The 23,195-nt window shown below is 38.6% G+C and carries 21 protein-coding genes; 8 read left to right on the top strand and 13 right to left on the bottom strand.

Translation table 11 applies throughout. The features are described from left to right. The first annotated feature begins 179 nt into the window (after positions 1-179). Complete coding sequence (locus MTQ00_RS05675) at positions 180-932, top strand: SDR family oxidoreductase (protein ID WP_273648065.1); 753 nt, start codon at positions 180-182, stop codon at positions 930-932. Beyond that, positions 902-1,645 (top strand): succinate dehydrogenase cytochrome b subunit, encoded by a 744-nt coding sequence (locus MTQ00_RS05670; protein ID WP_273648064.1) that lies wholly within the window; start codon positions 902-904, stop codon positions 1,643-1,645. Before MTQ00_RS05675 ends, MTQ00_RS05670 begins: the two co-directional genes overlap by 31 nt. Positions 1,646-1,872: 227 nt before the next feature. Here MTQ00_RS05670 and MTQ00_RS05665 read toward each other — a convergent pair whose 3' ends face one another. The 6 genes from MTQ00_RS05665 to MTQ00_RS05640 all read right to left on the bottom strand — a co-directional run bounded on the left by MTQ00_RS05665 (position 1,873) and on the right by MTQ00_RS05640 (position 10,231). Then, positions 1,873-2,622, bottom strand: coding sequence for a DeoR/GlpR family DNA-binding transcription regulator (locus MTQ00_RS05665; RefSeq protein WP_273648063.1), 750 nt, complete (start codon positions 2,620-2,622; stop codon positions 1,873-1,875). Continuing rightward, on the bottom strand, positions 2,616-3,800 hold the full coding sequence (locus MTQ00_RS05660; protein ID WP_172282630.1) for an MFS transporter: 1,185 nt from the start codon (positions 3,798-3,800) through the stop codon (positions 2,616-2,618). Before MTQ00_RS05660 ends, MTQ00_RS05665 begins: the two co-directional genes overlap by 7 nt. Before the next feature lie 146 nt (positions 3,801-3,946). Continuing rightward, positions 3,947-4,639 (bottom strand): MgtC/SapB family protein, encoded by a 693-nt coding sequence (locus MTQ00_RS05655; RefSeq protein WP_172282632.1) that lies wholly within the window; start codon positions 4,637-4,639, stop codon positions 3,947-3,949. 272 nt (positions 4,640-4,911) lie between these two features. Then, positions 4,912-5,571, bottom strand: a complete 660-nt coding sequence (locus tag MTQ00_RS05650; RefSeq protein WP_273648062.1) for a phosphatase PAP2 family protein — start codon at positions 5,569-5,571, stop codon at positions 4,912-4,914. A gap of 232 nt (positions 5,572-5,803) precedes the next feature. Continuing rightward, positions 5,804-7,267: a RagB/SusD family nutrient uptake outer membrane protein gene (locus MTQ00_RS05645; RefSeq protein ID WP_273648061.1), complete on the bottom strand. Its 1,464-nt coding sequence runs from the start codon at positions 7,265-7,267 to the stop codon at positions 5,804-5,806. 6 nt (positions 7,268-7,273) lie between these two features. Beyond that, positions 7,274-10,231 (bottom strand): SusC/RagA family TonB-linked outer membrane protein, encoded by a 2,958-nt coding sequence (locus MTQ00_RS05640; RefSeq protein WP_273648060.1) that lies wholly within the window; start codon positions 10,229-10,231, stop codon positions 7,274-7,276. 564 nt (positions 10,232-10,795) lie between these two features. On the opposite strand from MTQ00_RS05640, the gene MTQ00_RS05635 reads away from it, so the two are divergent. After that, a complete protein-coding gene (locus tag MTQ00_RS05635) occupies positions 10,796-11,614 on the top strand; it encodes a DUF2490 domain-containing protein (RefSeq protein ID WP_273648059.1) in 819 nt (272 codons plus the stop codon). 4 nt (positions 11,615-11,618) lie between these two features. Here MTQ00_RS05635 and MTQ00_RS05630 read toward each other — a convergent pair whose 3' ends face one another. Beyond that, positions 11,619-14,672 (bottom strand): DNA polymerase III subunit alpha, encoded by a 3,054-nt coding sequence (locus MTQ00_RS05630; protein WP_273648058.1) that lies wholly within the window; start codon positions 14,670-14,672, stop codon positions 11,619-11,621. A 4-nt stretch (positions 14,673-14,676) separates the two neighbouring features. After that, positions 14,677-15,840: a DNA polymerase IV gene (dinB, locus tag MTQ00_RS05625; RefSeq protein WP_172282651.1), complete on the bottom strand. Its 1,164-nt coding sequence runs from the start codon at positions 15,838-15,840 to the stop codon at positions 14,677-14,679. A gap of 61 nt (positions 15,841-15,901) precedes the next feature. Between dinB and MTQ00_RS05620 the strand changes: the two genes are divergently transcribed. The 5 genes from MTQ00_RS05620 to MTQ00_RS05600 all read left to right on the top strand — a co-directional run bounded on the left by MTQ00_RS05620 (position 15,902) and on the right by MTQ00_RS05600 (position 18,293). After that, complete coding sequence (locus tag MTQ00_RS05620) at positions 15,902-16,672, top strand: XRE family transcriptional regulator (RefSeq protein WP_273648057.1); 771 nt, start codon at positions 15,902-15,904, stop codon at positions 16,670-16,672. Positions 16,673-16,873: 201 nt separating this feature from the next. Then, entirely contained in the window at positions 16,874-17,101 is a 228-nt protein-coding gene (locus tag MTQ00_RS05615; RefSeq protein ID WP_273648056.1) for a glutathione synthase, read from the top strand. A 12-nt stretch (positions 17,102-17,113) separates the two neighbouring features. Next, entirely contained in the window at positions 17,114-17,338 is a 225-nt protein-coding gene (locus MTQ00_RS05610; protein WP_273648055.1) for a hypothetical protein, read from the top strand. A 103-nt stretch (positions 17,339-17,441) separates the two neighbouring features. After that, positions 17,442-17,612 (top strand): lmo0937 family membrane protein, encoded by a 171-nt coding sequence (locus MTQ00_RS05605; RefSeq protein ID WP_273648054.1) that lies wholly within the window; start codon positions 17,442-17,444, stop codon positions 17,610-17,612. A gap of 69 nt (positions 17,613-17,681) precedes the next feature. Then, positions 17,682-18,293: an alpha-ketoglutarate-dependent dioxygenase AlkB family protein gene (locus MTQ00_RS05600; protein ID WP_273648053.1), complete on the top strand. Its 612-nt coding sequence runs from the start codon at positions 17,682-17,684 to the stop codon at positions 18,291-18,293. Between the two features lie 2 nt (positions 18,294-18,295). On the opposite strand, the gene MTQ00_RS05595 is transcribed toward MTQ00_RS05600, so the two are convergent. The 5 genes from MTQ00_RS05595 to MTQ00_RS05575 all read right to left on the bottom strand — a co-directional run bounded on the left by MTQ00_RS05595 (position 18,296) and on the right by MTQ00_RS05575 (position 23,151). Then, entirely contained in the window at positions 18,296-18,754 is a 459-nt protein-coding gene (locus MTQ00_RS05595) for an NUDIX hydrolase (protein WP_172282663.1), read from the bottom strand. A 27-nt stretch (positions 18,755-18,781) separates the two neighbouring features. Further along, a complete protein-coding gene (acnA, locus tag MTQ00_RS05590; protein WP_273648052.1) occupies positions 18,782-21,553 on the bottom strand; it encodes an aconitate hydratase AcnA in 2,772 nt (923 codons plus the stop codon). A gap of 227 nt (positions 21,554-21,780) precedes the next feature. Next, positions 21,781-22,188 (bottom strand): GNAT family N-acetyltransferase, encoded by a 408-nt coding sequence (locus MTQ00_RS05585; protein WP_273648051.1) that lies wholly within the window; start codon positions 22,186-22,188, stop codon positions 21,781-21,783. A gap of 75 nt (positions 22,189-22,263) precedes the next feature. Beyond that, on the bottom strand, positions 22,264-22,695 hold the full coding sequence (locus MTQ00_RS05580; protein ID WP_273648050.1) for a GNAT family N-acetyltransferase: 432 nt from the start codon (positions 22,693-22,695) through the stop codon (positions 22,264-22,266). A gap of 3 nt (positions 22,696-22,698) precedes the next feature. Then, on the bottom strand, positions 22,699-23,151 hold the full coding sequence (locus tag MTQ00_RS05575; protein WP_273648049.1) for a carboxymuconolactone decarboxylase family protein: 453 nt from the start codon (positions 23,149-23,151) through the stop codon (positions 22,699-22,701). Between the last annotated feature and the right edge of the window lie 44 nt (positions 23,152-23,195).

Genomic DNA, 23,195 nt, shown 5'->3' with positions numbered 1-23,195 from the left:
ACAAATTTGATAAGCCTCATTTTTAATTTTTAAAATGAGGTTTTTTATTATTTTATTCTGCTGAGATTATGAATCCCATTTTGTAGAAATCTGAATGGTTAGCATTTTCTTAAACCAGTTTAAGCAGATATAGCTTTTTTATTTCCAGTTTTGTTGTATTAATAATCAAAACAAAAAAAATGAAAATTGTAATCATCGGAGGTAGCGGACTTATAGGAAGTCAGCTAACAAATATTCTTAAAAATGAACATGAAGTTATCTCTGCTTCACCAAGTTCCGGCGTTAATACAATTACCGGAGAAGGTCTTGATGAGGCCCTTAAAGAAGCTCATGTAGTGATTGATGTATCGAATTCACCATCATTCGCAGATGATGATGTGATGACCTTTTTCAAAACTTCCACCCATAATTTGTTGTCCGCGACAAAGAAAGCCGGACTGCAGCATTATGTTGCGCTATCAGTAGTAGGAACAGATAAATTGCAAGAGAGTGGATATTTTAGGGCTAAGCAAACTCAGGAAGATATGATCAGAGAGTCTGGAATACCATTTACCATTGTTCATGCCACACAATTTTTTGAATTTGCGGGAGGGATTGCAACGATAGGAACATCAGACGGAAAAGTATGGCTTTCAGATGCATTTGTTCAGCCTATGGCAAGTGCTGAAGTCGCTGCATTTATGAGTAAAATCGCAGTTGAAAAACCCGTCAATGAAATGATTGAAATAGGAGGTCCGGATCAAATAAGACTGGATGACTGGATAAAGCAATATATTGTATCAACCGGAAAAGATATTCAGGTTGAAACAGATACGGCTGCACCTTATTCAGGAGCTATACTGGAAGAAAAGACACTGGTTCCGGAACATCCTGCTTATGTAGGAGTGATCAAATATTCTGAATGGATTGCAAAGCCCGAAAACAGGCGTTGATTATCCGGAAGATCTTACATTATCTCAGAAAAGCAGCTATGAACTATCAGAAAAATACCCTGATCACAACTTCCATAGGAAGAAAAGTTGTAATGGCATTAAGCGGTTTATTTCTAATCAGCTTTCTTATTGTACATGCTTCGGTTAATGCGCTTATTTTTTATAATGATCATGGGGAAACATTTGGAATCGGAGCCCATTTTATGGCTACCAATCCTATAATCAGGACGATTGAGGTATTTCTGGTTATTGGATTTATTATTCATATTGCCCAGGGATATATGCTGTGGTATAAGAATAAAAAAGCCAGGCCGGTTGGTTATGCAATAGAAAAAAGGCTGTCAGGAGTTACATGGTATAGTAAAAGCATGACTTTATTAGGGACATTGCTTTTGTTATTCCTGGTTATTCACACCCGAAATTTTTGGATTCCTAATCGAATTCATCAGTTTCAGTCGGGCGAAGAACTTCCCTTGTACCAAATGATGATTGATAAATTCACGAATCCTGTTGAAGTGGTTATATACCTGATTGGATGTTCATCCCTTGCCTGGCATTTGGCCCATGGCTTCCAAAGTGCATTCCGTTCTCTTGGTGGTAACCCCAATAAATTCAATTGCCTGATTCTCAATTTGGGTTATGCTTTTGCCGTTATAATACCATTTACATTGGCGATGATGCCCATTTCGATTTATTTTGGATGGATAAAATAGAGAGAAGTGTGCTCCGGAATATTGATAACAAAATCAACCTGCTATTGAGCAGGTTGATTTTGTTATCATGATAAATATGACTTATCTTACTTATAATATTATGTATTTTTTAATTATAGAGAATCGGCTGAAAAGAAAAAGCCGTTTGTCCTAGAAAAAGAATGACGGTAACATAAGCTTTTAGATTGATTTTTAACATTCAATCGTACAGTTTATAATACTGTTCTCTACACAATCTGAACATTTAACCTCCGGAAAGATTCCAGTTCATCATGATCGGCAGATAGATCTGTAATTAATACATCAAGATCTGAAATATCACAGATTTTAAGGGGTTCTGTCCGTCGGAGTTTATTTTGATTGGCGAGTGCAATTGTTTTTTTTGATGATCTGATCATGGTTCTTTTGGTTTCCGCATCAGTCATAGAAGTTGCTGATGCACCAAAATCTGCATCTATTGCACAGGTTCCCATGATGAAAAGATCTGCAATAAACCGGGACGCTTCATGACAGGTTGCATTTCCTGTAGTAACGGCTAAATCATTATCATAAATTCCTCCCAACAGAATCAGTTCTACCCTTTTGAATTTACTAAGTATAGGAATAAGCGAGGTGTTGTTCGTTATAACCCGGATATTGATAGTTGCCGGCATATAATTCGCAACTGCACAGAGGGTTGTTCCCCCATCTAAAAAGAGGGTCATCCCATCCTTAATGAATTGCTGAGCTTTTAAAGCAATTACATTTTTCTCCTCGGCCAAAAAAGACTGCCTGTCATGAAAAGATAGCGGATCTTTCTCTCTTAAAATAGCACCTCCACGAACCTTGGATAAAAGACCATTGCGGTGAAGCTGCTCTATATCTCTTCGTACCGTGTCTTCAGAAACATTAAGATCTGAGGCAAGGCTCTCAAACATAACTTTCTTTTTTTTCTTTAGCTGGGTCAGGATGACCTCAAAACGTTCTTCTTTTAACATGATGACGAAGTATTTCTGAATTTATATATGATGGCGACCACAACAAATAGCAAAGCTATAATTTCAAATGCAGCAGTCAAAGAAAAATGATGCGCAATAAAGCCTAGTAAAGCAGGACCTGCCAGTGATCCGGCATAACCTATTGTCGTAATTGCAGGAATGGCAACCGTGGAAGAAATTCCTGAAATCCTCCCGCCTTCACTGAAAAATACAGGAACGATATTGGCAGCTCCCAATCCGAGTAATATAAAGCCAAAAAGAGATAGCGGTACCCATGGACTAAACGTTAAAATAATTACTCCCGCTGCAGCAATAATACTTCCGCCTATGACCACTATCCTGCTGTTTAATTTGCTGATAAGGGAGTCCCCCGATAATCTCATAACAGCCATGGCTACAGAAAAAGCAGCATATCCTATCCCTGAAAATTCAGACTCTACGCCTTTATCATCTCTTAGAAATACGGCACTCCAATCCAACATAGCTCCTTCGGAGAGAAAAACCATAAAGCACATGATCCCCAGAATTAAAACTCTCGAATCCATCCATTGAAAACGGGAAGTCGTTTTACTTTCAGGATCCACATGGGAAAACTGGATAATGCTTTTTCTTTCCGTTTCACGATCAAATAAATATCTGAATTGAATGATCAAAAGGAAAATAAGCAAAACGGATATACTTACTGCCGCATAAATCGGATTTAATCCCAGCTTCATAAGAAAACCCAGTCCTAAAGAACCGAAAAGCCCGCCAACACTAAAGAGTCCGTGTAGGGATGACATAATAGGTTTTCCATATTGATTCTGCACCTGTACTCCATGAGCATTCATAGCTACATCAATCGTTCCTATGCTGCACCCGAATGCGAAAAGAACGGCTCCCATAATATAAACATCCGATACAATCAATAGAAAAGGAAGAAGTAATGCACTCAACAAAACGCTTACAGCTATAATTTTCCGGCTCCCTATTTTATTGATCAGGAGTCCTGATAACGGCATCATCAACAAGGCTCCTCCTCCCAGCAAAAGCAACAGTAAGCCTAAATCGGCTTCATCTAATCTAAGCCTGTCTTTAGCAAAGGGAACCATAGGTGCCCAACTCGCAATTCCCAATCCACAAACTAAAAATATAAGCTGGGTAGCTATTTTTGCTTTCTTTACCGTTTCAGAGACCATTAATGTAATTATTTGTTTTGCGAAAATATGCAAATTTGCATTATATCGCAATATTAATCTTGCTTAATGCATAAATCTGCATAAATGAAGCGGATCATTTTGCTGTATAATTCTTAAAGTTGAAAAAGAATTTAAAGAAAGATTTATTAGATATGAGAATTAATCTCAGTTATCCCTTCAATCGTTTTAAACTCATCTAATGCTGAAAGTATTTGAGATGGAGGGGAATTGTAATCAAAGGTAACCTTTAGTTCATCGGATGAGCTGTCCTTACTGCTGTGTATGAATATTTCACTTGTAACCAACTCATATTTAGTGAATATACTTTCAATCTGAGCAAGGCTGATCAGTCCGGAATTATAGAACAAGGTCATGGTTTTACCTTTTGTACTTTTAAAAAGCTTTCTTTCAAATGGTTTTAAAAGAGCCAGAATAACAAGGATGATCACCGTGGCAATGAAGGCTGGAAAATACAAGCCACCCCCAACGGCTAATCCGATACCTGCAACAGCCCACAATCCAGCCGCTGTAGTAAGTCCGATTATAATTTGTGGTCTGAGAAAAAGAATGGTACCGGCTCCCAAAAAGCCTATTCCACTGATGACCTGAGCAGCAATCCTTGAAGGGTCGAGCACAATAGAAGGTTTTCCCATAATATCATTAAAGCCAAAGGCAGAAACAATCATAATTAAAGAAGAACCTACACAAACCAACATATGGGTTCTTAAACCTGCCACCCCTTCTTTCCTTTGTCTGTCCCAACCGACAAGACCACCGAATACAGCAGCAACAAGCAGGCGGATGGCTATTTCCTGATTAGCTAAGTTATAATTAAGCATAATGTTAAGAATTAAAGTGTAACGAATATTCAGAGTGTTTTGCTATTGGACTGAGTTTCAATAAGCAGAAATAAAACAACTCATACGGATATGGTCGCAAAAAAGATACCATTTTGAAGTATTGTTACATCGCGAAAAAGCGAAAAGCCGGAATCGAATAAAGCTGGAAGGTAAAATTGCAGATTTATTGAATTGTAAATTTTGTTTTTTGAGAAGCCGGTTTTATGCAATTTTGCCTTTTCGCCATTATATCACTTTACTATTCAGCAACTTTATGGTGCAGTTCTTATATTTTTCACATAGACGGATCCCAAAGCAAAGAGACAGAGAATCCCTACAATAAATCCGCCTAAAACATCTGTAAACCAATGTGCTCCCAGATAAATACGGGAAAAAGCTCCTGCAAATATCATCAGCAGACATGTGGCAACAAGGAATATACGCACGGTATATTTTATGGTCTTCATATGAAGGAAAATTAGAATCAGCGCTCCGAAAAAAGTGGTATAAAATAAAACGTGTCCGCTTGGAAAACTCTGGTATTGGGTTTTTTCTAAAAGAACGACCAGATCCTGGGAAGGACGCGGTCTGTTGATGATGATTTTAAGGATTAAGCCTACAAGTCCTGATAACAATGTGGATACAATAAATACGGCTTCTTTTCTATACCGTAATAAAACCAGTACAAGGGCAGTAAGGAAAACCATAACCACTGATACCGGGGTTCTTCCCAACCAGCTGATACCTATCATTAATGCGTCAAGATTCCTGGTTTGATTCTCCTGTATTTCTCTGGAAATATGGAGGTCCAGATATTCGGGAGAAATAAAAGTAACAAAAAGGCTCAACAGAATAAACAGCACCACTAAACTCATAAGTATTGCTTTAAATAGAAGTTTTTTATTGGCCTCCAGATAAGTTAGGAATTTCATATTTTAAAAATTAATCAGGATAAAATAAGTACACCAATTTCAAATTAATTTTGAATTGACCAGAGATCAATTAATTTCATTATGGTAATACTGAGCATCTATCATAACAAAATGTGTGCTAATGCGAGGCTATAAGTTGAATTGCCATAGACGTAATATACAAAAAAGCCGGAGTGAAAATACTCCGGCTACAAATTGCTAATAATTTGTTGATACGAATGAATGTGTGTTGCTAATCGTTTTGTTTGATCTGTGGATTGTTATTGATCTCTTTATTAGGAATCTGGAATCTGAATTTATCGGGTGAAAGATTGAATCTGCCAAACGTATGGTTGGTTCCCGGATATATTCTTTCCAGAGGAACATTCAGTCTTTTCATGTCAAACCAGTCATAACCTTCACCCCATAATTCTATCCTTTTTTGCAGGATAATTTCATTGATCAGCTCATTTCCGGTTTTGGTAGATAACGTGTAGGCACTATTTCTTTTCGAAGTGATTTCATACAATACCTGTCTGGCTTCTGCTTCCCTTCCCTGTCTGGCCAGTGCTTCAGCCTGTATGTAATATAATGATGAAGCCCTGATATAGATATAATCACCTTCAAAAAAAGTAGGGTCTTTAAATTTCCAGCTCACATATGCAGGATAGTTTCTTGTTTCTCCATTAAAAGTATAGGCAGTGCTTTGTGCTCCGTTGAATACTTTTTTGCGATAATCCGTTTCTGGAATAGCTTCATACAACCTTTTGTCGATAAGCTTATAGATACCGGCAGCACCGGCATATCCTTTATTGGTATTATCAAACATAGAGAAGAAAGAAGCATAATAATTTCCAATACTCATTGTGGAGGTCGTATTGTGGAAACCCCACAATACTTCCGGATTATTGATATTGGAAAACCCGGTTGTCGTATACTCATTTTCGGTCATCAGTGCTATTCCCTGCTTGCTTTCTTCAGCATATTTTGCTGCTTTTATGTAATCTCCTGTCTGTAAATAAACTTCTGACGCTATAGCTTTTGCCGTTCTTTGGTCTATCTGGGCTCTGGATGGGCGGGCATAGCTATCCAGAAGTATAATAGATTCTTCAATATCACTGGCAATCTGTTTATATACATCTGATATAATTGCTCTGGGAAGTCCCTGGTTTGGATTGCTGCTTGTTAAGACCAAAGGAACTCCCGGCTCCGATTGATGTCCTTTGTAATCGTTGGCGTAAAACCGCACCAGATAAAAATAGGAGTAAGCTCTGAGGGCGAGAAGTTGTCCTTTAATGGCTTTATTATTATCGTTACCATTTTTCTGCAGACCATCCAGAAGTTTATTGATGATAAAGATTCTCGCATAAAATGTAGTCCATACAAATTCGGATGCAGAATTATTGGCATTCGTTGCATCATAATTGTAAAACATTCCCAAATGCTGATTTTTAGCCTGGATAACGTCATTAGACATCAGATCTGATCCTGCTTTTATCGCCATAATTCCAAAATCCGAATGTAAAGTTGTTCCTCCGGCTCCGTTACTGCGGAGATCAAGGTACATTCCACCCAGTATTTTTTCAGGTGCTGACTGATCATTATTCAACTGTTCACCGGAGATATCTCCATCCGGATCTGTATTCAGATCATTGGTACAGCTTGTCATCATAACGCTTATTGACAGGGCTGCTATAAAGTATTGTATTGTTTTCATATTTTCTTAAAATGTTAATTTAAAACCTAGGGAAACACTGGATATTAAAGAGTACCGGTATGGATCGGATACGCCGGTTAATGAAGCTCTCGGATCATAACCTTTTCTTTTAGACCATAGATAAAGGTTGTTTCCTGTAACGTAAATTTTCAGCCCCGATAAACCTGCCTGCTGCGGAAATCCGTCCGGAAGCTGATAGGATAATGTAACATCCTGAAGACTGATATAATCCGATTTTATAAGATAAAGCGTGGAGTTTCCATTCTGATTCGTAGAGGTAAGATCTACCCTTGGAAGCTCTGCACCCGGATTTTCCGGTGTCCATGTTTTGCTTAAATCTGTAGAATAATTAGAAGCATAGCTATCAGAATGGAATAAAGACCTGTAAATATCATCATAGCCGTATCCACCGAACTGATAAGAGAAATTGACAGCCAGGTTAAAACCTTTATAAGTAAAATCAGTTCCGAAACCACCGTATACTTTTGGAATGGCGGATTTACCCGTATTGTAATCTGTTGCATCCTTATAATTCCGGGTAACAGTTGTTTCCTCTTTCTGGGTATTAGGGTTTAATGCTGTACGGTACCATAAAGCATCTCCGTTAGAAGGGTCTACACCTGCAAATTTTTTAAGATAGTAAGTATACCTGTCGCCTCCTTCCGTAAGGATAAAAAGTCCGGAAACAAGGCCTGTATTCCTTTGTTCGGCCGGTAATCTGGTGATTTTATTTTTGTAATGGGTGGCATTCGCATATACATTCCATTGGAATTGATCGGAGTGCAGGATTTCAGCGCTTAGATTGGCCTGGACTCCCCTGTTGATCATATCGCCGATATTACCGTACTTTATGTAGGATCCGGCATTGGAAGGCGGTAATGGAAGCGTATAGATCATATCGGATACTTTTCTTTCGAAATAATCTGCATTCAGGCTGATCCTGTTTTGTAGCAGGGATATTTCAAAACCTGCATTCAGGTTTTTGGAAGTTTCCCATTTTAAGTCCTTATTTCCCTGTTTTTTAAGAGAAAGAACGGGCTTGTCATTTCCAAAGTTATTGATGCCATAGATGTCCTGGTATGCATAATAATCCCTTGTTCCGTCATTAAGTAATATGTTATCATTACCCTGCTGACCGTATGAAGCTTTTAACCTTAAGGAGCTGATTACTTTATTATCTTTAAGGAAATCTTCTTTGGCTACATTCCATGCAGCTCCCAGACCATAAAAGGTACCCCATCTGCTATCCGGCGAAAATACAGACGATCCGTCTCTTCGGATATTGGCATTGAAAAAATACTTATTATCATAGTTATAAAGTAATCTGGAAAAGTAGCCTTCTACAGCATATTCATAGCCATTCCCCGATAAATCTGTTATTTTTACAGCATTGTCAAAAGATAACGAGTTGGGTAATAACAGTTGTTGTTTTGATCCGGAAAACCCTTCATTTTTTATTTTATTGAGTTCATGCCCAATAAGGATATTGAAACTATGTTTGTCTAGTTTTTTCTGATAAGTAAGGAGCTGCTGATGGTTTAATGTATGCTTGAATGTGGAGCCCATATTGATGGTTCCCCCGACAGATGATGAAGTTCCTCCGACGGTATTGCCATATCTGAGGTCTTTAAGATTTTCCAGATATGCTCCAAAGTTATAGGTGAAATCCAATCCTTTGACAATTTCGTAATTGAGGCCCAGATTGATGTTGGTGAGATTGCTTGTTGTCCGGAATTTATCCTGCTGAAGATTGGCTACCGGGTTTTCATAGACAGCATAAGACCTTTCTGCTCCGTTTGGACCACTGGAATCCCCGTAATCATAGAGTGGATTTCCATTATTGTCATAAATGATCTGGTAATTATCATTCCTAAGGAAAACAGGATAGAAAGGAGCAATATTTCTTGCAAACTGGAACGGATTGGAAAATCCTCCCGATTCACCAAAATTCTGCTGACTGTAAGTATAGGACAGGCTACTGATCAGTTTTAACTTTGAGGTGATAGTATAATCCAGATTGGATCGTATTCCGAATCTTTCAAAACCGGAAGAAATAAGATATCCCTTGTCATCTAAATAGTTCAGGGAGGTATAGGATTTTATCTGGTCATTATTGGCGCTGATCCCTACATTGGCTTCTCTTCTTAATCCGGGTTTAAAAAGAAGTTTTTTCCAGTTGTCCTGATAGATAAGTTGGGCACTTTTGTTAAAGGTACCATCCTGCCCTATCATTTGACTGAAAGGGACATTGTAGGCATTGTATCTCAAGCTGGTCAGAGCAGTTATTCCAACTTCATGAGGGTTAGTACCGGAAGGAACCGCTCCGGGTTGTGTTAATCTGGCAATTTCACCGATCCTTGCCCGGTTATAATAAGCGGTGTAGTAATCCTGTGGTGAAGTATACACTGAATAATCTTCAACAGATCTGAAATTAACCCCTGTTCTGATATCTGCTTCTATATGAAGGCCTTTGGATTTACCCCTTTTGGTGTTTACAATGATCACACCATTGGCTCCCCTGGAACCATATAATGCGTTGGAAGAAGCATCTTCAAGAAAGGAGATGCTTTCAATGTCAGATCCCGGAATGCTGTTAAGGTTTCCGTTATAAGGAATGCCGTCCAATACGATTAATGGATCACTTGAAGCATTGATCGAACCTATTCCTCTCATTCTGATGACAGGCTGTGAACCTGGCTGACCTGAGGATACTACCTGTACCCCTGCTACTTTACCCCCGATTCCCTGTAAAACATTTCCGTTTTGGAGATTAGCAATATCTTTTGTCTTTAAAGACTGTACGGATCCTGTTATTTCTTCTTTTTTCTGTTTTCCAAAGGCTACCACCACGACTTCTTTTATAGACTGCTCTTTGGTGGAAAGGCTGTCCCTGTTTTGTGCAAAGCCAAATTCTGCAATTAAGATCATGGCCAGTGCACCAATTTTACATTGGTTTTTCTTCATTATATATTAATTTAAGTAGGTTAAAAAATGAGATGGATGCTTACTGTTTTTTTCCGGTAAGAAATAATAATCCTCCTCCCTCCTTTTCCGGGACGGCTATAATAGAGTCGTTAAATTGTACGGGAATTACTTCTGTTTAAAAACCTGTAATTATTGGGTTTTAATTTCTACAGTAAAGGTGGCTTATGACTTCATCATCATGTAGCACATCATAAAATCAAAACACATGTATTGTAACATAAGATCGTGTTGTGAAAGACAGTTGCCTGTACTCCATTCGTCTTGAATGGATACCGTTGCTGTCATCGTGCATAAATAAGGATGAGATGAAGTTTTATTCATGAGAATAAAGTTTATTTTTTTTACTGTGTCAAAAGTATTTAATTCTTCACAAATCTTAACCAAGGAGGGATATGAGATAAATCATATTAGTCTATTAATCTGGTGGACTAATTAAAATTATAACATGGATTCCAGAATTTTTCCAGATTTTGTCCCGATTTTCGACACTTTAAAAGTCATTTAAATAATACGTGGAGTTAAAAAGCCTTTAAATTTGTGATAATGAAGAATGTTTTATGGGAACGACCGTTGAGATTAAAAAAAATTGCCGGAGCCTTATTGCTGTTCGGAAGTCTCTTTTTACAAGCCCAGATCAGCCCGCCGGGTTTAGGGGAAGCCAATACAGCATTCTGGGGTGCATTTGGTGTTCGCCGCAGACTGGATTCATTGGGGAAAAAGCAAACTTTAAGTTATGTTGCGGTAGGCCGTAAAAGTGAACCGGACCGGAATAATTTGTTTTCCAGGCAGGCGATCCTGGTATTGAATCATGAGGTGTATCATTCGTTTGCCCCGCACCAGCAGTACAGTTATGCATTCAGTTATCGTCGTCAGCCTCAATATGATGAGGTCTCCCCTTATGAAAAAGAAGGTATAGAGCAGGAATTCAGGATCTATGGGAGGTATGCATATACTTTTAATCTCGGAGAAAGATGGAAGCTTAAAAATACCGTGCGACAGGAATTCAGAAAGTTTTTTGATCCTGACTTCCATAATGTGGAAGAAGATTTTCAGTTAAGGACCCGTCTTAAAAGCCAGATCACCTATAGCCTGCCATCAGAGAATAGCCAGAAATTGATGCTTAGCGTAGAAGGATTATTTTCTGTGAGCCATCTTAATGAGCCGGATAAGGAATGGACTCCTTTTGGATACCGGGAAATGCGTATTGCTGCTTATTATATGTTTGATATTCCCAATTCTCCTTTTACGGTAGATATCGGTTATATGGATGACCTGATCAGAGACAGCCACAGCATACATAAAGGTGGTGTCCATTATCTTGCCGCTGACCTGATCTGGAATCTGCCTTATAAAAAGAAATAAATATTTATTTCAGCTTGTTTCTGGGGAGTCCGATTTCGTGGGCTTGGGGATAAGGAAGCCTGTTTGTCATACTGACGTCCTCTCTGATCTGTTTATGAATATCGTATTGCATTTCTTTGTCATATGCATATCTTGGATCAGGAATGAATGGCATTTTGGCCATTTTGGTAACCGTAATGGTCGGAAAATGAAAATCAACTTCCACAGTTCCTAAAAGAAGATAGCATCCCCCACCCTGAAATGCATACTTTTCAAGACTGTCCGGAAAATGGGCAGTATCAAAGTAATCGCCGTTCACATCGATCCAGGTTCCGAAATACATCGTTCTTTTTTTGGTAGGGACATGTTTTCTGGAGATGAGGTAGGCCAGCATTTTCACCTGTTTTTTATGGTACTGTAGCAGGTCTTTCACAAAAACGGAACCTCTGTAACCGGTTTTCAGCAAGTCAAAAGGACTGCATGATACGGTAAACCCCAGAATTTCAATTTCATCAAAAGCATCTTCAAAAGTCTCCCTTTTCAGCCGGGGAAGCTTGTATTCCTTAACAGGTTCTTCGATCAGCATCAATCCTCTGTTTTCCGGTTTGAAATTAACCAGGAGCATCCTTACTTCCACCAGTAGTTCGTTTTTCTGTTTTCCGGTAAACCGGAAAGCTCCGATGAAAATAAGTATTTGTGCGGTTTCAAGTCCGACAGGGACTCTTCGGATAAAATCCTCCAGGGATTTATAATTCCCGTTTCTGGCTCTTTCCTCAACGATAAAATGGGCAATCCTGGTTTCAAGCCCCTGTAAATGCATTAACCCGAGATAAATTTCTTTTCCGTGCAGGGTGGTTTGAAAATCACTGGTGTTCACGCAAGGGTTGCAGACAATTCCACCCGACATTTTGGTTTCATGAATGTACACCTCGGTGCGGTAAAATCCACCCATGTTATTGATCACGGAAACCATAAACTCTAGAGGGTAATATACTTTCAGATATAAACTCTGATAACTTTCTACCGCATAGGAAGCCGAATGGGCTTTACAGAAAGAATAACCAGCAAACGATTCTATCTGGCGGTATGCTTCAGCAGTCAGTTCCAACGAATGTCCTTTATCTTCACAGGATTTAAAGAAATTTGCTTTTACTTCCCGAAGCTTTTCAATGGAGCGGCCTTTCCCGCTCATCGCTCTCCGGAGAATATCTCCATCTGCTAATGTTAATCCTCCAAAATACTGGGAAATTTTGATCACATCTTCCTGATACACCATGATTCCATAAGTTTCTTTCAGATGTTCTTCAAATACGGAATGAAAATATTCAAACTGGTCGGGATGGTTATGCCGGAAGATGTATTCGCGCATCATTCCGCTTTGGGCAACACCGGGTCTGATAATGGAAGAAGCCGCCACTAAAATTTTATAGTTATCGCATTTCAACCTTCGCAAGAGTCCTCGCATGGCAGGACTTTCAATATAAAAACAACCTATCGTTTTCCCCTGAGCCAGATATTCATTACACACTTCTTCATCTTTGGAAATTGAGGTATCCCGAATATCTATATCAATATTCCTTGTTTTTTTGATCAGCTTAACGGTATCATTAATGGTCCCTAAACCTCTTTGGGAAAGGATATCAAACTTTTCAAAACCGATATCTTCAGCAACATTCATATCGAACTGGACAATGGGAAACCCTTTTGGGGGCATTTCAAGGGCTGTAAAATGGGTAATAGGCTCTTCCGAAATCAGAATTCCGCAAGCATGCATACTCCTTTGATTAGGAAATTTTTCTAATAATTTACCATATTTATGAACATGCTCTATAACCAGGTTTTTATCATGCAGTTCCATCCGTTGGCTGGTCAGCTCGTCCAGTTCTTCTTTTGGCAGACCAAAAACCTTTCCTACTTCACGCAATATCGATTTGTACTTAAATTCAACATTCGTTCCGCAGAATGCTACATGTTCTTTTCCATAGCGATCAAAGATATACTGTAGAATAGCATCCCTTTCCTGCCAGCTCCAGTCAATATCAAAGTCTGGTGGGGTCTTCCTATTCAGATTGAGGAAGCGTTCAAAATACAGATCCAGTTCCAGCGGGCAGATATCTGTAATTTCTAAACAAAAACTTACAATACTGTTGGCTCCACTTCCCCGTCCTACATGCATAAATCCCATTCTGTTGCTGTATCTGATGATATCCCAGACGATCAGGAAATAAGAACTGAAATTAAGCTCATCAATCACTTTAAGTTCTTTTTCAACCCTTGCTCTGGCAATTTCATGATCTAAGCCATAGCGTTTTTTTAATCCTAAATAGGCCAGTCTGGTCAGCATTTTAAGATCTCCTTCTTTGGACCGGGTGTAATGTAATTTATTTTTAACTCTCTTATAGTCAAACTCAAAATGACAGGAATTGAGAATATGCTGTGTATTTTTAATAATTTCTGGATACTGATAAAAAGCATCACGGAGACTTTGTTCCCGTTTGAAATATTCCGTTTTATGGCAGGTGTCATCTTCAGTCAGTTTACTGAGGAGTGTATTGTTATCTATGGCCCGAAGAATACAGTGCAGGTTATAATCCTTTCTGGTGGCGAATGTTATCGGATGCAGTACCACCATTTTATGGATGAGGTTCTGATATTCAGTACGGATAAGAAGTGTCAATTCTTCCTCCCGGATCCCTATAAACTCATTTTCTCTAAGTGTTTCAGGAATATTTTCTTTAGGATAGATCACAAATACATTGGCAAATTGCGGAGCGGCTTCCGTGAGGTTTTTTCCATTGCAGTTATAATCCGTAATCATTTGGTTGATCTCTCCAATCCCGCTGAATTCCTTTGCAATAGCGATATAAAGAAGCCTACCCTCTTTCCTTATTTCAACTCCGGCGATGGGTTTTATACCACATTGGTCACATAACGTTTTAAATTCGTAGATTCCGGTAATGGTATTGATATCCGTTAAAACCAATTCCCGGGCTCCTGATTCCTGAGCTTGTTTTACCAGTTCTTTGATGGATAGTGTGCCATAACGAAGGCTGTGGAAAGAATGACAATTGAGAAACATAGCGTTAGAATAATCTGTTTTTATTTTCTAAATCAAAGCCGGAAGCTCTGCCGACAGCCTGGGCTCCAAAACGATTTTTGATGTAATCCATCGACTGATAAAGATTCATCAGCTCTTCGGTATCTTCGAAAAGATCCATCTGATGGTTTCCATGAACCAGTCCTGTGAAGCGTAACCCTACCAAACGAAGGCGCATTCTTCTGGTGTAAGCTTTTTGGAATAATTCCAGGGCAACCCGTGAAAGGGTATGATCTGCAGAAGTATAAGATACTTTACATTGTTTGGTCTCCGTATCAAAATTGGAATACCGGATCTTAATCGTTACCGTTGAAGTCAGCCATCTTTCTTTCCGGAGCTGATAAGCCAGCTGCTCAGCCATTCCCGATATCAGCCCTTTTAAAGAAACCATATCCATGGTATCATTCGAAAAAGTTCTTTCCGTTGAGATTGATTTCCTTTCCGAATAAGGAATGACCGGATTCTCATCAATTCCATTGGCTTTTTTCCAGAGTTCAATCCCGTTTTTTCCGATCATCTGTTGTAATACCAGAACAGGCATTTCAGATAATGTATGAATGGTTCGAATTCCTATTCTTGAAAGGAGCTGAAAAGTAGCATTTCCTACCATCGGAATCTTCCTTATTGATAAAGGGTTAAGAAATCCCTGCATATTCTGCGGCTTTATTTCGAGCTTTCCATCGGGTTTAGATTCCCCACTTCCGATTTTTGAGACGGTTTTGTTGTTGGATAATGCAAAGCTGATGGGAAGCCCCGTTTCTTTTGTGACGGCAGCAGCAATTTCTGTAGTCCACTGATAGCATCCGAAAAACTGATCCATTCCGGACAGGTCGAGATAAAATTCATCAATACTGGCTTTCTCCATTACCGGAACCTTACTTTGAATGACCTCTGTTACCAGATGGGATAAGTTGGAATACATTTCATGATCTCCACGGATCACTTTAGCATCAGGGCAGAGCTTAAGTGCCATTCTTATCGGCATGGCAGAGCGTACTCCAAACTTTCTTGCTTCATAGGAACATGATGCTACTACTCCACGGTCCCCACCTCCTATGATCAGAGGGATTCCGTTAAGTTCTGAGTTATTAAGACGCTCACAGGATACAAAAAATGTATCCAGGTCCATATGTACAATCGATCGTTCCACGAAACAAAATTAGTTACAATTTGTATCAAAATTATTATATTTGTTGATATAATTTATAGCAATGTCAATTTTAGCAGAAAACATAAGGTATTTGAGAGATCAATTGAAGTTATCTCAACAATCCGTAGCAGATAACTTATCAATCACGCGCGGACGGTATGCAAAATATGAAGATGGCGCTTCACAACCTCCGATAGAGCTATTGATTAAGATGTCCAGGTATTATAGGGTAAGTATCGATCTGATGGTAACGATAGACCTTAAGAAATATCCATTAAATGATATTATTAATCTTCCCGATAACAGAATTGTGCTTCCTGTCGTAGTTGATCAATCAGGAAATAACAGCATTGAAATTATTCCTCAGAAAGCATCGATGGGATACCTGTCCGGATATACCGATCCAGGGTACATTGAAAGCCTCCAGAATATCTCCCTGCCTTTTCTTACAAATGGAAAATACAGGGCTTTTCCTGTAGAAGGAGATTCGATGCCGCCTTTTAAAGATGGTTCTTATATTGTCGGAAAATACATTGAAAAAACAGAAGACCTGAAGCCTGATAAAACATACATTTTCGTAACGTTAAATGATGGAATTACTTATAAAAGATTTAAATCCAGAAAAGAAAATGCGCTTCATATAGCGGCTGACAATCCATTTTATGAGCCTTATGATATTATTTTGAGTGATTTACTGGAGGTTTGGGAATATGCCTGTGGAATTTCGATCCGGGAATTTGAAAATGAAGACCACACCCAAAGTGTAAAAGATATGTTTCTGGAATTGCGGAGAGATATCAAAAATCTTAATCAAAAGGTATCAGGATTGTAGTGATGATAAAAAGAAATCCGTTTTAAGTTGAATTACCTTATAAATGATTGATTATCAAAATATATGAAATCCTGCAGATATGCTATTGATAATAGGATTGATTGCTGTGTTGTATGTTAAAAGTGAAAAAAAACAACATATTTGTAAAAAATGGCATAATTTATTCTTTATATCAACTGAATTCTTATACTTTATTATATCATGGCACATCGAAATTTACATAAAGAAGATTTTGTACCCACTGATGACGGACGATATCAGGTTGAATACAAAAAAATAGAAATCGGGGAAGGCTCGAATCTTACTGTAGAGAAAAGAAATGAAGATGGAAGTTATGAGGTTATACAGGCTATGATAAGAAGACTGAACGACCGTATTTTTATCAGTTGGAGTGAGCCGTTTGAGGGCAGACTTATCTTTGAAAAGTAATAAAAAAGCAATATGAAGTACAACGAAGCAGTTCAGCATAAAAAAGAATCTTTAAAAAAAGCTGATGAAACGGTATTGAAGGATTATCATATCATTATTACCCCAGCTAATACGGAAGAAAGTCAAAAACACATTGAGGCTTTTCTGAAAGCTCCTGATAAATTTGATGATGAAAGTTGTAAAAAGTTTTGTTCGGATGGTGAATATCAGGTTGTAAGTTTTAGAAAAGAGGAGTAACCAACGAAAGAAACGTATTGAGGTTCTGAATTCAGGATAAAAATTGAATAACAAAAGGCATAAGGTATGCTTTAATAAAATAAATCACTTAAAATATACAGTTATGAGAAGTTTATTATGGTTAGTCGCAGTTATTTGTATTGTTGTTTGGCTTTTAGGAATGCTAAACGTTATACCCGGAATAAGTACCGGATATTTAGTTCATATTTTATTGGTTATTGCCATTATTGTCGTTCTTTATAATATTATTTCAGGCAGGAAGCCACTTGATTAAAATTTAAAATATTAAAATATCCTTTACCGGATTATTTACCGGTGAAGGATATTTTTTTAATTTCTCACAATGGACCAGCTTAGCTTATTTGATGCAGAAGAATATTACCAGTTTCCTAAAGAGTTATTGGAATATACGGATCATTTTCTATCACAACAGGAAGCAAAAGAGCTTCAGGAGTTTTTAATGGAAACTGCCCCATGGATCCAGACGACTCAGAAAATGTATGACAAAGAAGTTTTGACGCCACGCCTGACCGCTTGGTATGGAGACGAAGGCAAATCTTATCAGTTAAGTGGTACCCGTGTTGTGGTTAATCCATGGTCCCCTGAATTACTGGCATTGAAACAGCGTTTGGAACAGACAACCGGATATACATTCAATTCGGTATTACTGAACCTGTACAGAAATGGCAATGATTCCGTTGCGTGGCACAGGGACAGAGACAGTGAGTTGGGGAACCGGCCTGTAATCGCTTCTCTGAGTCTTGGACAGGTCAGAAATTTTGATTTCCGTAAAGTGGATGATCATCATTTAAAATACAGCCTCCCTCTTTCGCATGGATCGCTGTTGATCATGAAGGGTAATTTGCAGGTTAACTGGGAACATAGAATTGCGAAATCAACCAAGCCTATGCAACCCCGGATCAACCTTACTTTTCGATTGATTAAAGAATTGTAATCTTACTTTTGCAACAGTTCCTCCAGTTCTGAAAGGAACAACACCTGCGCTGGATTAATACGTATTTTTGCTTCTTCTGAATCGAACCATTCCCATTGGTCTACCTCCGGTATTTCCATACGTTTTCCTGATCTTGGCGGCCATTCTATTTGTAAAGAATTGCTGAAAAGCTGTGTCGTTTCAATATCTGTTTCTATTGCCCAGGCATGCACTGTTTTACCTCCTTTCTGCCGGATGGGAGTCAGTCCTATGAATTCTCCTTCTATAGATTGTCCGGTTTCCTCTTTAAATTCTATGCGGGCCCGTTCCAGGGGATCTTCCCCCTGTTCTATTTCTCCTTTGGGAATGGACCAGGCACCTTTATCTTTATTCTTCCAGAAGGGGCCTCCCGGATGAACCAGAAAATAAAACAGATGGTTATTTTCTTTTTTAAATAATAAGATGCCTGCACTTGTTTTCATTCCATCGTATAGTCCGGATTCCGGAGATTAATTATTTTTTAAATAATCCCGTAAAACGTACTGTAATATTCCCTGGTTTTTATAATATTCAATTTCTATTGCCGAATCTAATCTTGCCTTAACGGTGAATACTGTTTCTTTTCCTGAAGGGTGTACAGCTTTTACATTAAGCATTTTATGTGGAACCAGATTTTCCTCTAAACCGGTGATGGTATACGTTTCCGTTCCGTCCAATCCTAAAGAGACTGCATTTTCTCCATCATTGAAAACCAATGGTGCCACACCCATTCCAACCAGATTGCTTCTATGGATACGTTCAAAGCTTTCAGCGATCACCGCTTTTACACCTAACAGGAAAGTTCCTTTTGCAGCCCAGTCACGGGAGGATCCTGATCCATATTCTTTACCCGCTAAAATAATCAGTGGTGTCTGGTCTTTTTGGTATTGCATCGCCGTATCAAAAACCGTTTTAACTTCTCCTGTAGGTAAATAACGACTGTATCCACCCTCTCTGTCAGCTATTTTATTTTTTATCCTTACGTTGGCAAAAGTTCCGCGCATCATCACTTCATGATTTCCTCTTCTGGAACCATAAGAATTAAAATCTTCTTTGTTTACATTATTGGCTTTCAGATAACTTCCTGCCGCAGAGTCTTCTTTAAAAGATCCGGCCGGTGAAATGTGATCGGTGGTTACAGAGTCTCCGAGATACAGCAGCACTTTTGCATTTTTTATATCGGTTACAGGATCCGGCTGAGCCTTGATATTTTCAAAAAAAGGAGCTTCTTTGATATAGGTTGAGCTTTTGTTCCATTCGAAATTCTGATCCAGGTTAACTTCAAGATCCTGCCAGTCTTCTGAACCATCAAAGATTACATTATAAACGTCTTCAAAATCTTCCTGTTTCATACACTCATTGATCGTTCTTTGGATCTCTTCGCGTGAAGGCCAGATGTCTTTTAAATAGACAGGTTGCCCATTCGGATCATAGTCCAGAGGGTCTGTAATTAAATTGATATCAACATGTCCAACCAAAGCATAGGCAACAACCAACATTGGTGACATGAGGAAATTCATCTTAACCTGCGGATGCACTCTTGCCTCAAAATTCCTGTTTCCGGAAAGTACCGAAGCTACTACCAGCTCGCCGTTATCAACTGCTGTTGCAATAGCAGGTGGAAGTGGTCCTGAATTTCCGATACATGAGGTACAGCCATAGCCGACTGTATGAAAGCGAAGTGCCTCCAGATCTGTATTAAGTCCGGATCTTTCAAGGTATTTTGTAACGACTTTGGAACCTGGTGCCAGAGATGTCTTAACCCATGATTTTGTTCGAAGTCCTTTTTCTATGGCATTTCGGGCTAAAAGTCCTGCTCCTACCATAACAGCAGGGTTTGATGTGTTGGTGCAACTGGTAATCGCTGCAATAACAATGCTTCCGTCACTTAAGACAAATTCAGAATTATTTTGTTTGATCCTTACAGTTCGTAAAGAGTCCTGAATAACTTCCGAATGAAGTTCTCCTTCAATAGGAACTTTTCCAAACGTAAATTCCGTTCCCGAACCTCCGTCCGCTAACCAGGCATACTCTGTTCTTTTTGAAATAGGTTCGTAATTACGATGATGCTCGTCTTTTAAAACTTCCGAAAATCTCTGGCTAAGATCTTTAACTAAAATTTTATCCTGAGGACGTTTAGGCCCGGATACCGTTGGTTCAAGGGTCGACAGATCAAGTTCTGCGACGGATGAATATTTAATTTCTTCTGTTCCGGTTCTCCATAAAAGATTTTCTTTGCAGTATTCCTCAACCATTTTGATCTGTTCCGGAGACCGGTTGGTAGCATGCATGTATTCCAAAGTACGTGAGTCGATAGGGAAATAAGTAACTGTACATCCGAATTCCGGAGACATATTGGAAATGGTGGCACGGTCGGTAACCGTTAAATGATCCAGCCCTTCACCAAAGACTTCCACAAATTTCCCAACTACTCCCTGGTTTCTAAGGATCTTTGTGATTGAAAGAACCATATCGGTAGCAGTACAATGATCAGGAATTTTTCCTGTCAGTTTTAAACCTACTACCTCAGGATAGGTAAAGAAAATAGGCTGCCCCAGCATAGCTGCTTCCGCTTCTATCCCACCAACACCCCAGGCGATAACCCCGATTCCGTTTACCATTGGCGTATGTGAGTCTGTTCCTACCAATGTATCAGGAAAGAGCCATCCGTCTCTGCTGATCACTCCTTTTGCTAAATATTCCAGGTTAACCTGATGGCATATTCCCATTCCGGGAGGAACTACGGTAAAATTATTCAACCCATGTTGTGCCCATTTCAGAACTTCATACCGTTCCTTATTCCTTTCAAACTCCAGTTCTACATTCCGGTCATAAGAATAATCGGTTCCGAAATAGTCTACCTGAACGGAATGGTCGATAACCAGATCTACCGGAATAGCTGGATTGATCTTTTGTCCGTTTTTTCCCTGCCTCACAAATTCTGCCCTTAAAGAAGCCATATCTACTACTGCCGGTACTCCGGTGAAATCCTGCATCAGGATCCTGGCGGGTTTAAAAGGGATATCCTTATCATTAGGAGCAGGTGTCCATTGCAGTAAGGTATTGATATGTTCGTCTGTAATACCAAAGCCGTCATAATTCCTTAAAACATTTTCTAGAAGAATACGGATACTGAACGGAAGATGATCCACACCTCCCGGCAGGTTTCTTAAAGAGCTATAAGTATAAGATTTTCCATCAATAGTGATTTGTTGTACAGATTTTGCGTTTGGGGTGTTCATTTCAGGTGTTTTTTATTATACATACTAAGTTACCTCAAAAAAAGAAATATGAAAAGAACATTAGGATATATTAACATTAAAGAACCTTTTTTTTCTTTAGTCTACTTCTACTTAACCCAAAAGATAGGTGGGGAATTGTTAAAACGAAAATATTGCCTTATCCATAATGATAAAATAATATGTTTGTTTATTTAGTTAATCACAAAAAAGGTGATGAATTCAACTTATTATTTAAGAGCATCAATATCATCCAGAATGTAGCATTGTTCCCACTGTACCATTCCAATCTTAGGATAATAATGTATCGCTTTTGGAGCTGCCAGCAAGATAAGTTTTGCTTCGGGAGTTTCTTTTTTAGTTAAACGGATAAGTTCTTTTCCGATGCCTGTTTTCTGGTATGCTTTATCCACGGCAAGATCTGATAGATAAGTGCAGTAAACGAAATCTGTTAACGATCTGGCAATTCCTACCAGCTTTCCCTGATCACGCGCTGTTACAATGAGGTTTGCATGTTCCAGCATTCCATTGATTCTTCTGGAGTTATTTACAGGTCTTCTTTCGCCAAGGGTTGAAGTGAGGAGAATATCGGTAAACTCTTCAGTGCTTATTTTTTCTTCTATTTGATAACTGATCATTTTTATTTTATTGATTTTTAGATAGTTAGATTGAGTGATAGATTTCCGTTTGTCAGATTGATTTTTTTACATCAGTTAAGAAATCTTTTTTGCAAAATGATTACAGGCAAGGAAATAGCCTTTATTAAGGTATAAACGGTGTGCGTCATGAAGCATATAACCACTATCCAGATGAACAGACTGTATTCCTGTTGTTTCCGCTTCTTTGGTTACGTGATCCAATAACAAACCTGCAAATCCTTTACTACGACATTCAGAAGAAGTGAACAGATCATCTATATAAATAATCTTACCGGTCCTCAGCATTTGTAGCGGGCGGTAGCCAATAAATGCTACAGCTTTTGTATTGGTATCGTTGGGGATATAATGTAGTTTAAAACCTTCCTCATTCATCATTTCTATAATCTGATCAACATAATTATCTTCCTTCAGATTCGTACGGAACTGAAGAATTACTTCTTTGCAAAATTCTATGTCTGCTCTTGTTTTTGCTTCTTTTACTTCCATTATTTATTGATTTTTGTATTGTACGGGGTGCATCTGAAGACCAACACCAATACGGTTCCAGCTATTGATGCTGATAGCGGCTAATATTAAATGAGCTGTTTTTTCTTCTCCGAAAGTTTCTACAGCTTTGTCATATACTCTATCGCTTATTCCATGAGAGCCTATTAATGTAATCTCTTCAGTAAGCTGTAAAATAATCTGTTCTTCAGTAGTAAACCAGTTTTTAGCCTCATGCCAGGCACTCAATACGTAAATCCGCTGTGGATTTTCTCCATATTGAACAGCATCAGTAATATGTTTATTAAGGCAATATGCACAACCGTTTAATTGTGAACCCCGGATCTTGATTAATTCAAAATGAAGAGGGTCTATGCCTTTTTTAATAAGGTCGTCCATTTCTTTCATCAATTGATAAGCCTGTGGCAGGTATTTCTGTAATGCGAGTCTCTTTTTCATAACTAAATTTTAATTAATGCAAGTAGTTTAACTTCAATTGTTTT

Source organism: Chryseobacterium sp. B21-037, assembly GCF_028570785.1.
GTDB lineage: Bacteria > Bacteroidota > Bacteroidia > Flavobacteriales > Weeksellaceae > Chryseobacterium > Chryseobacterium proteolyticum.
The sequence above is the reverse complement of the archived record's forward strand: the minus strand, read 5'-3'. Positions and strand labels throughout refer to the sequence as shown.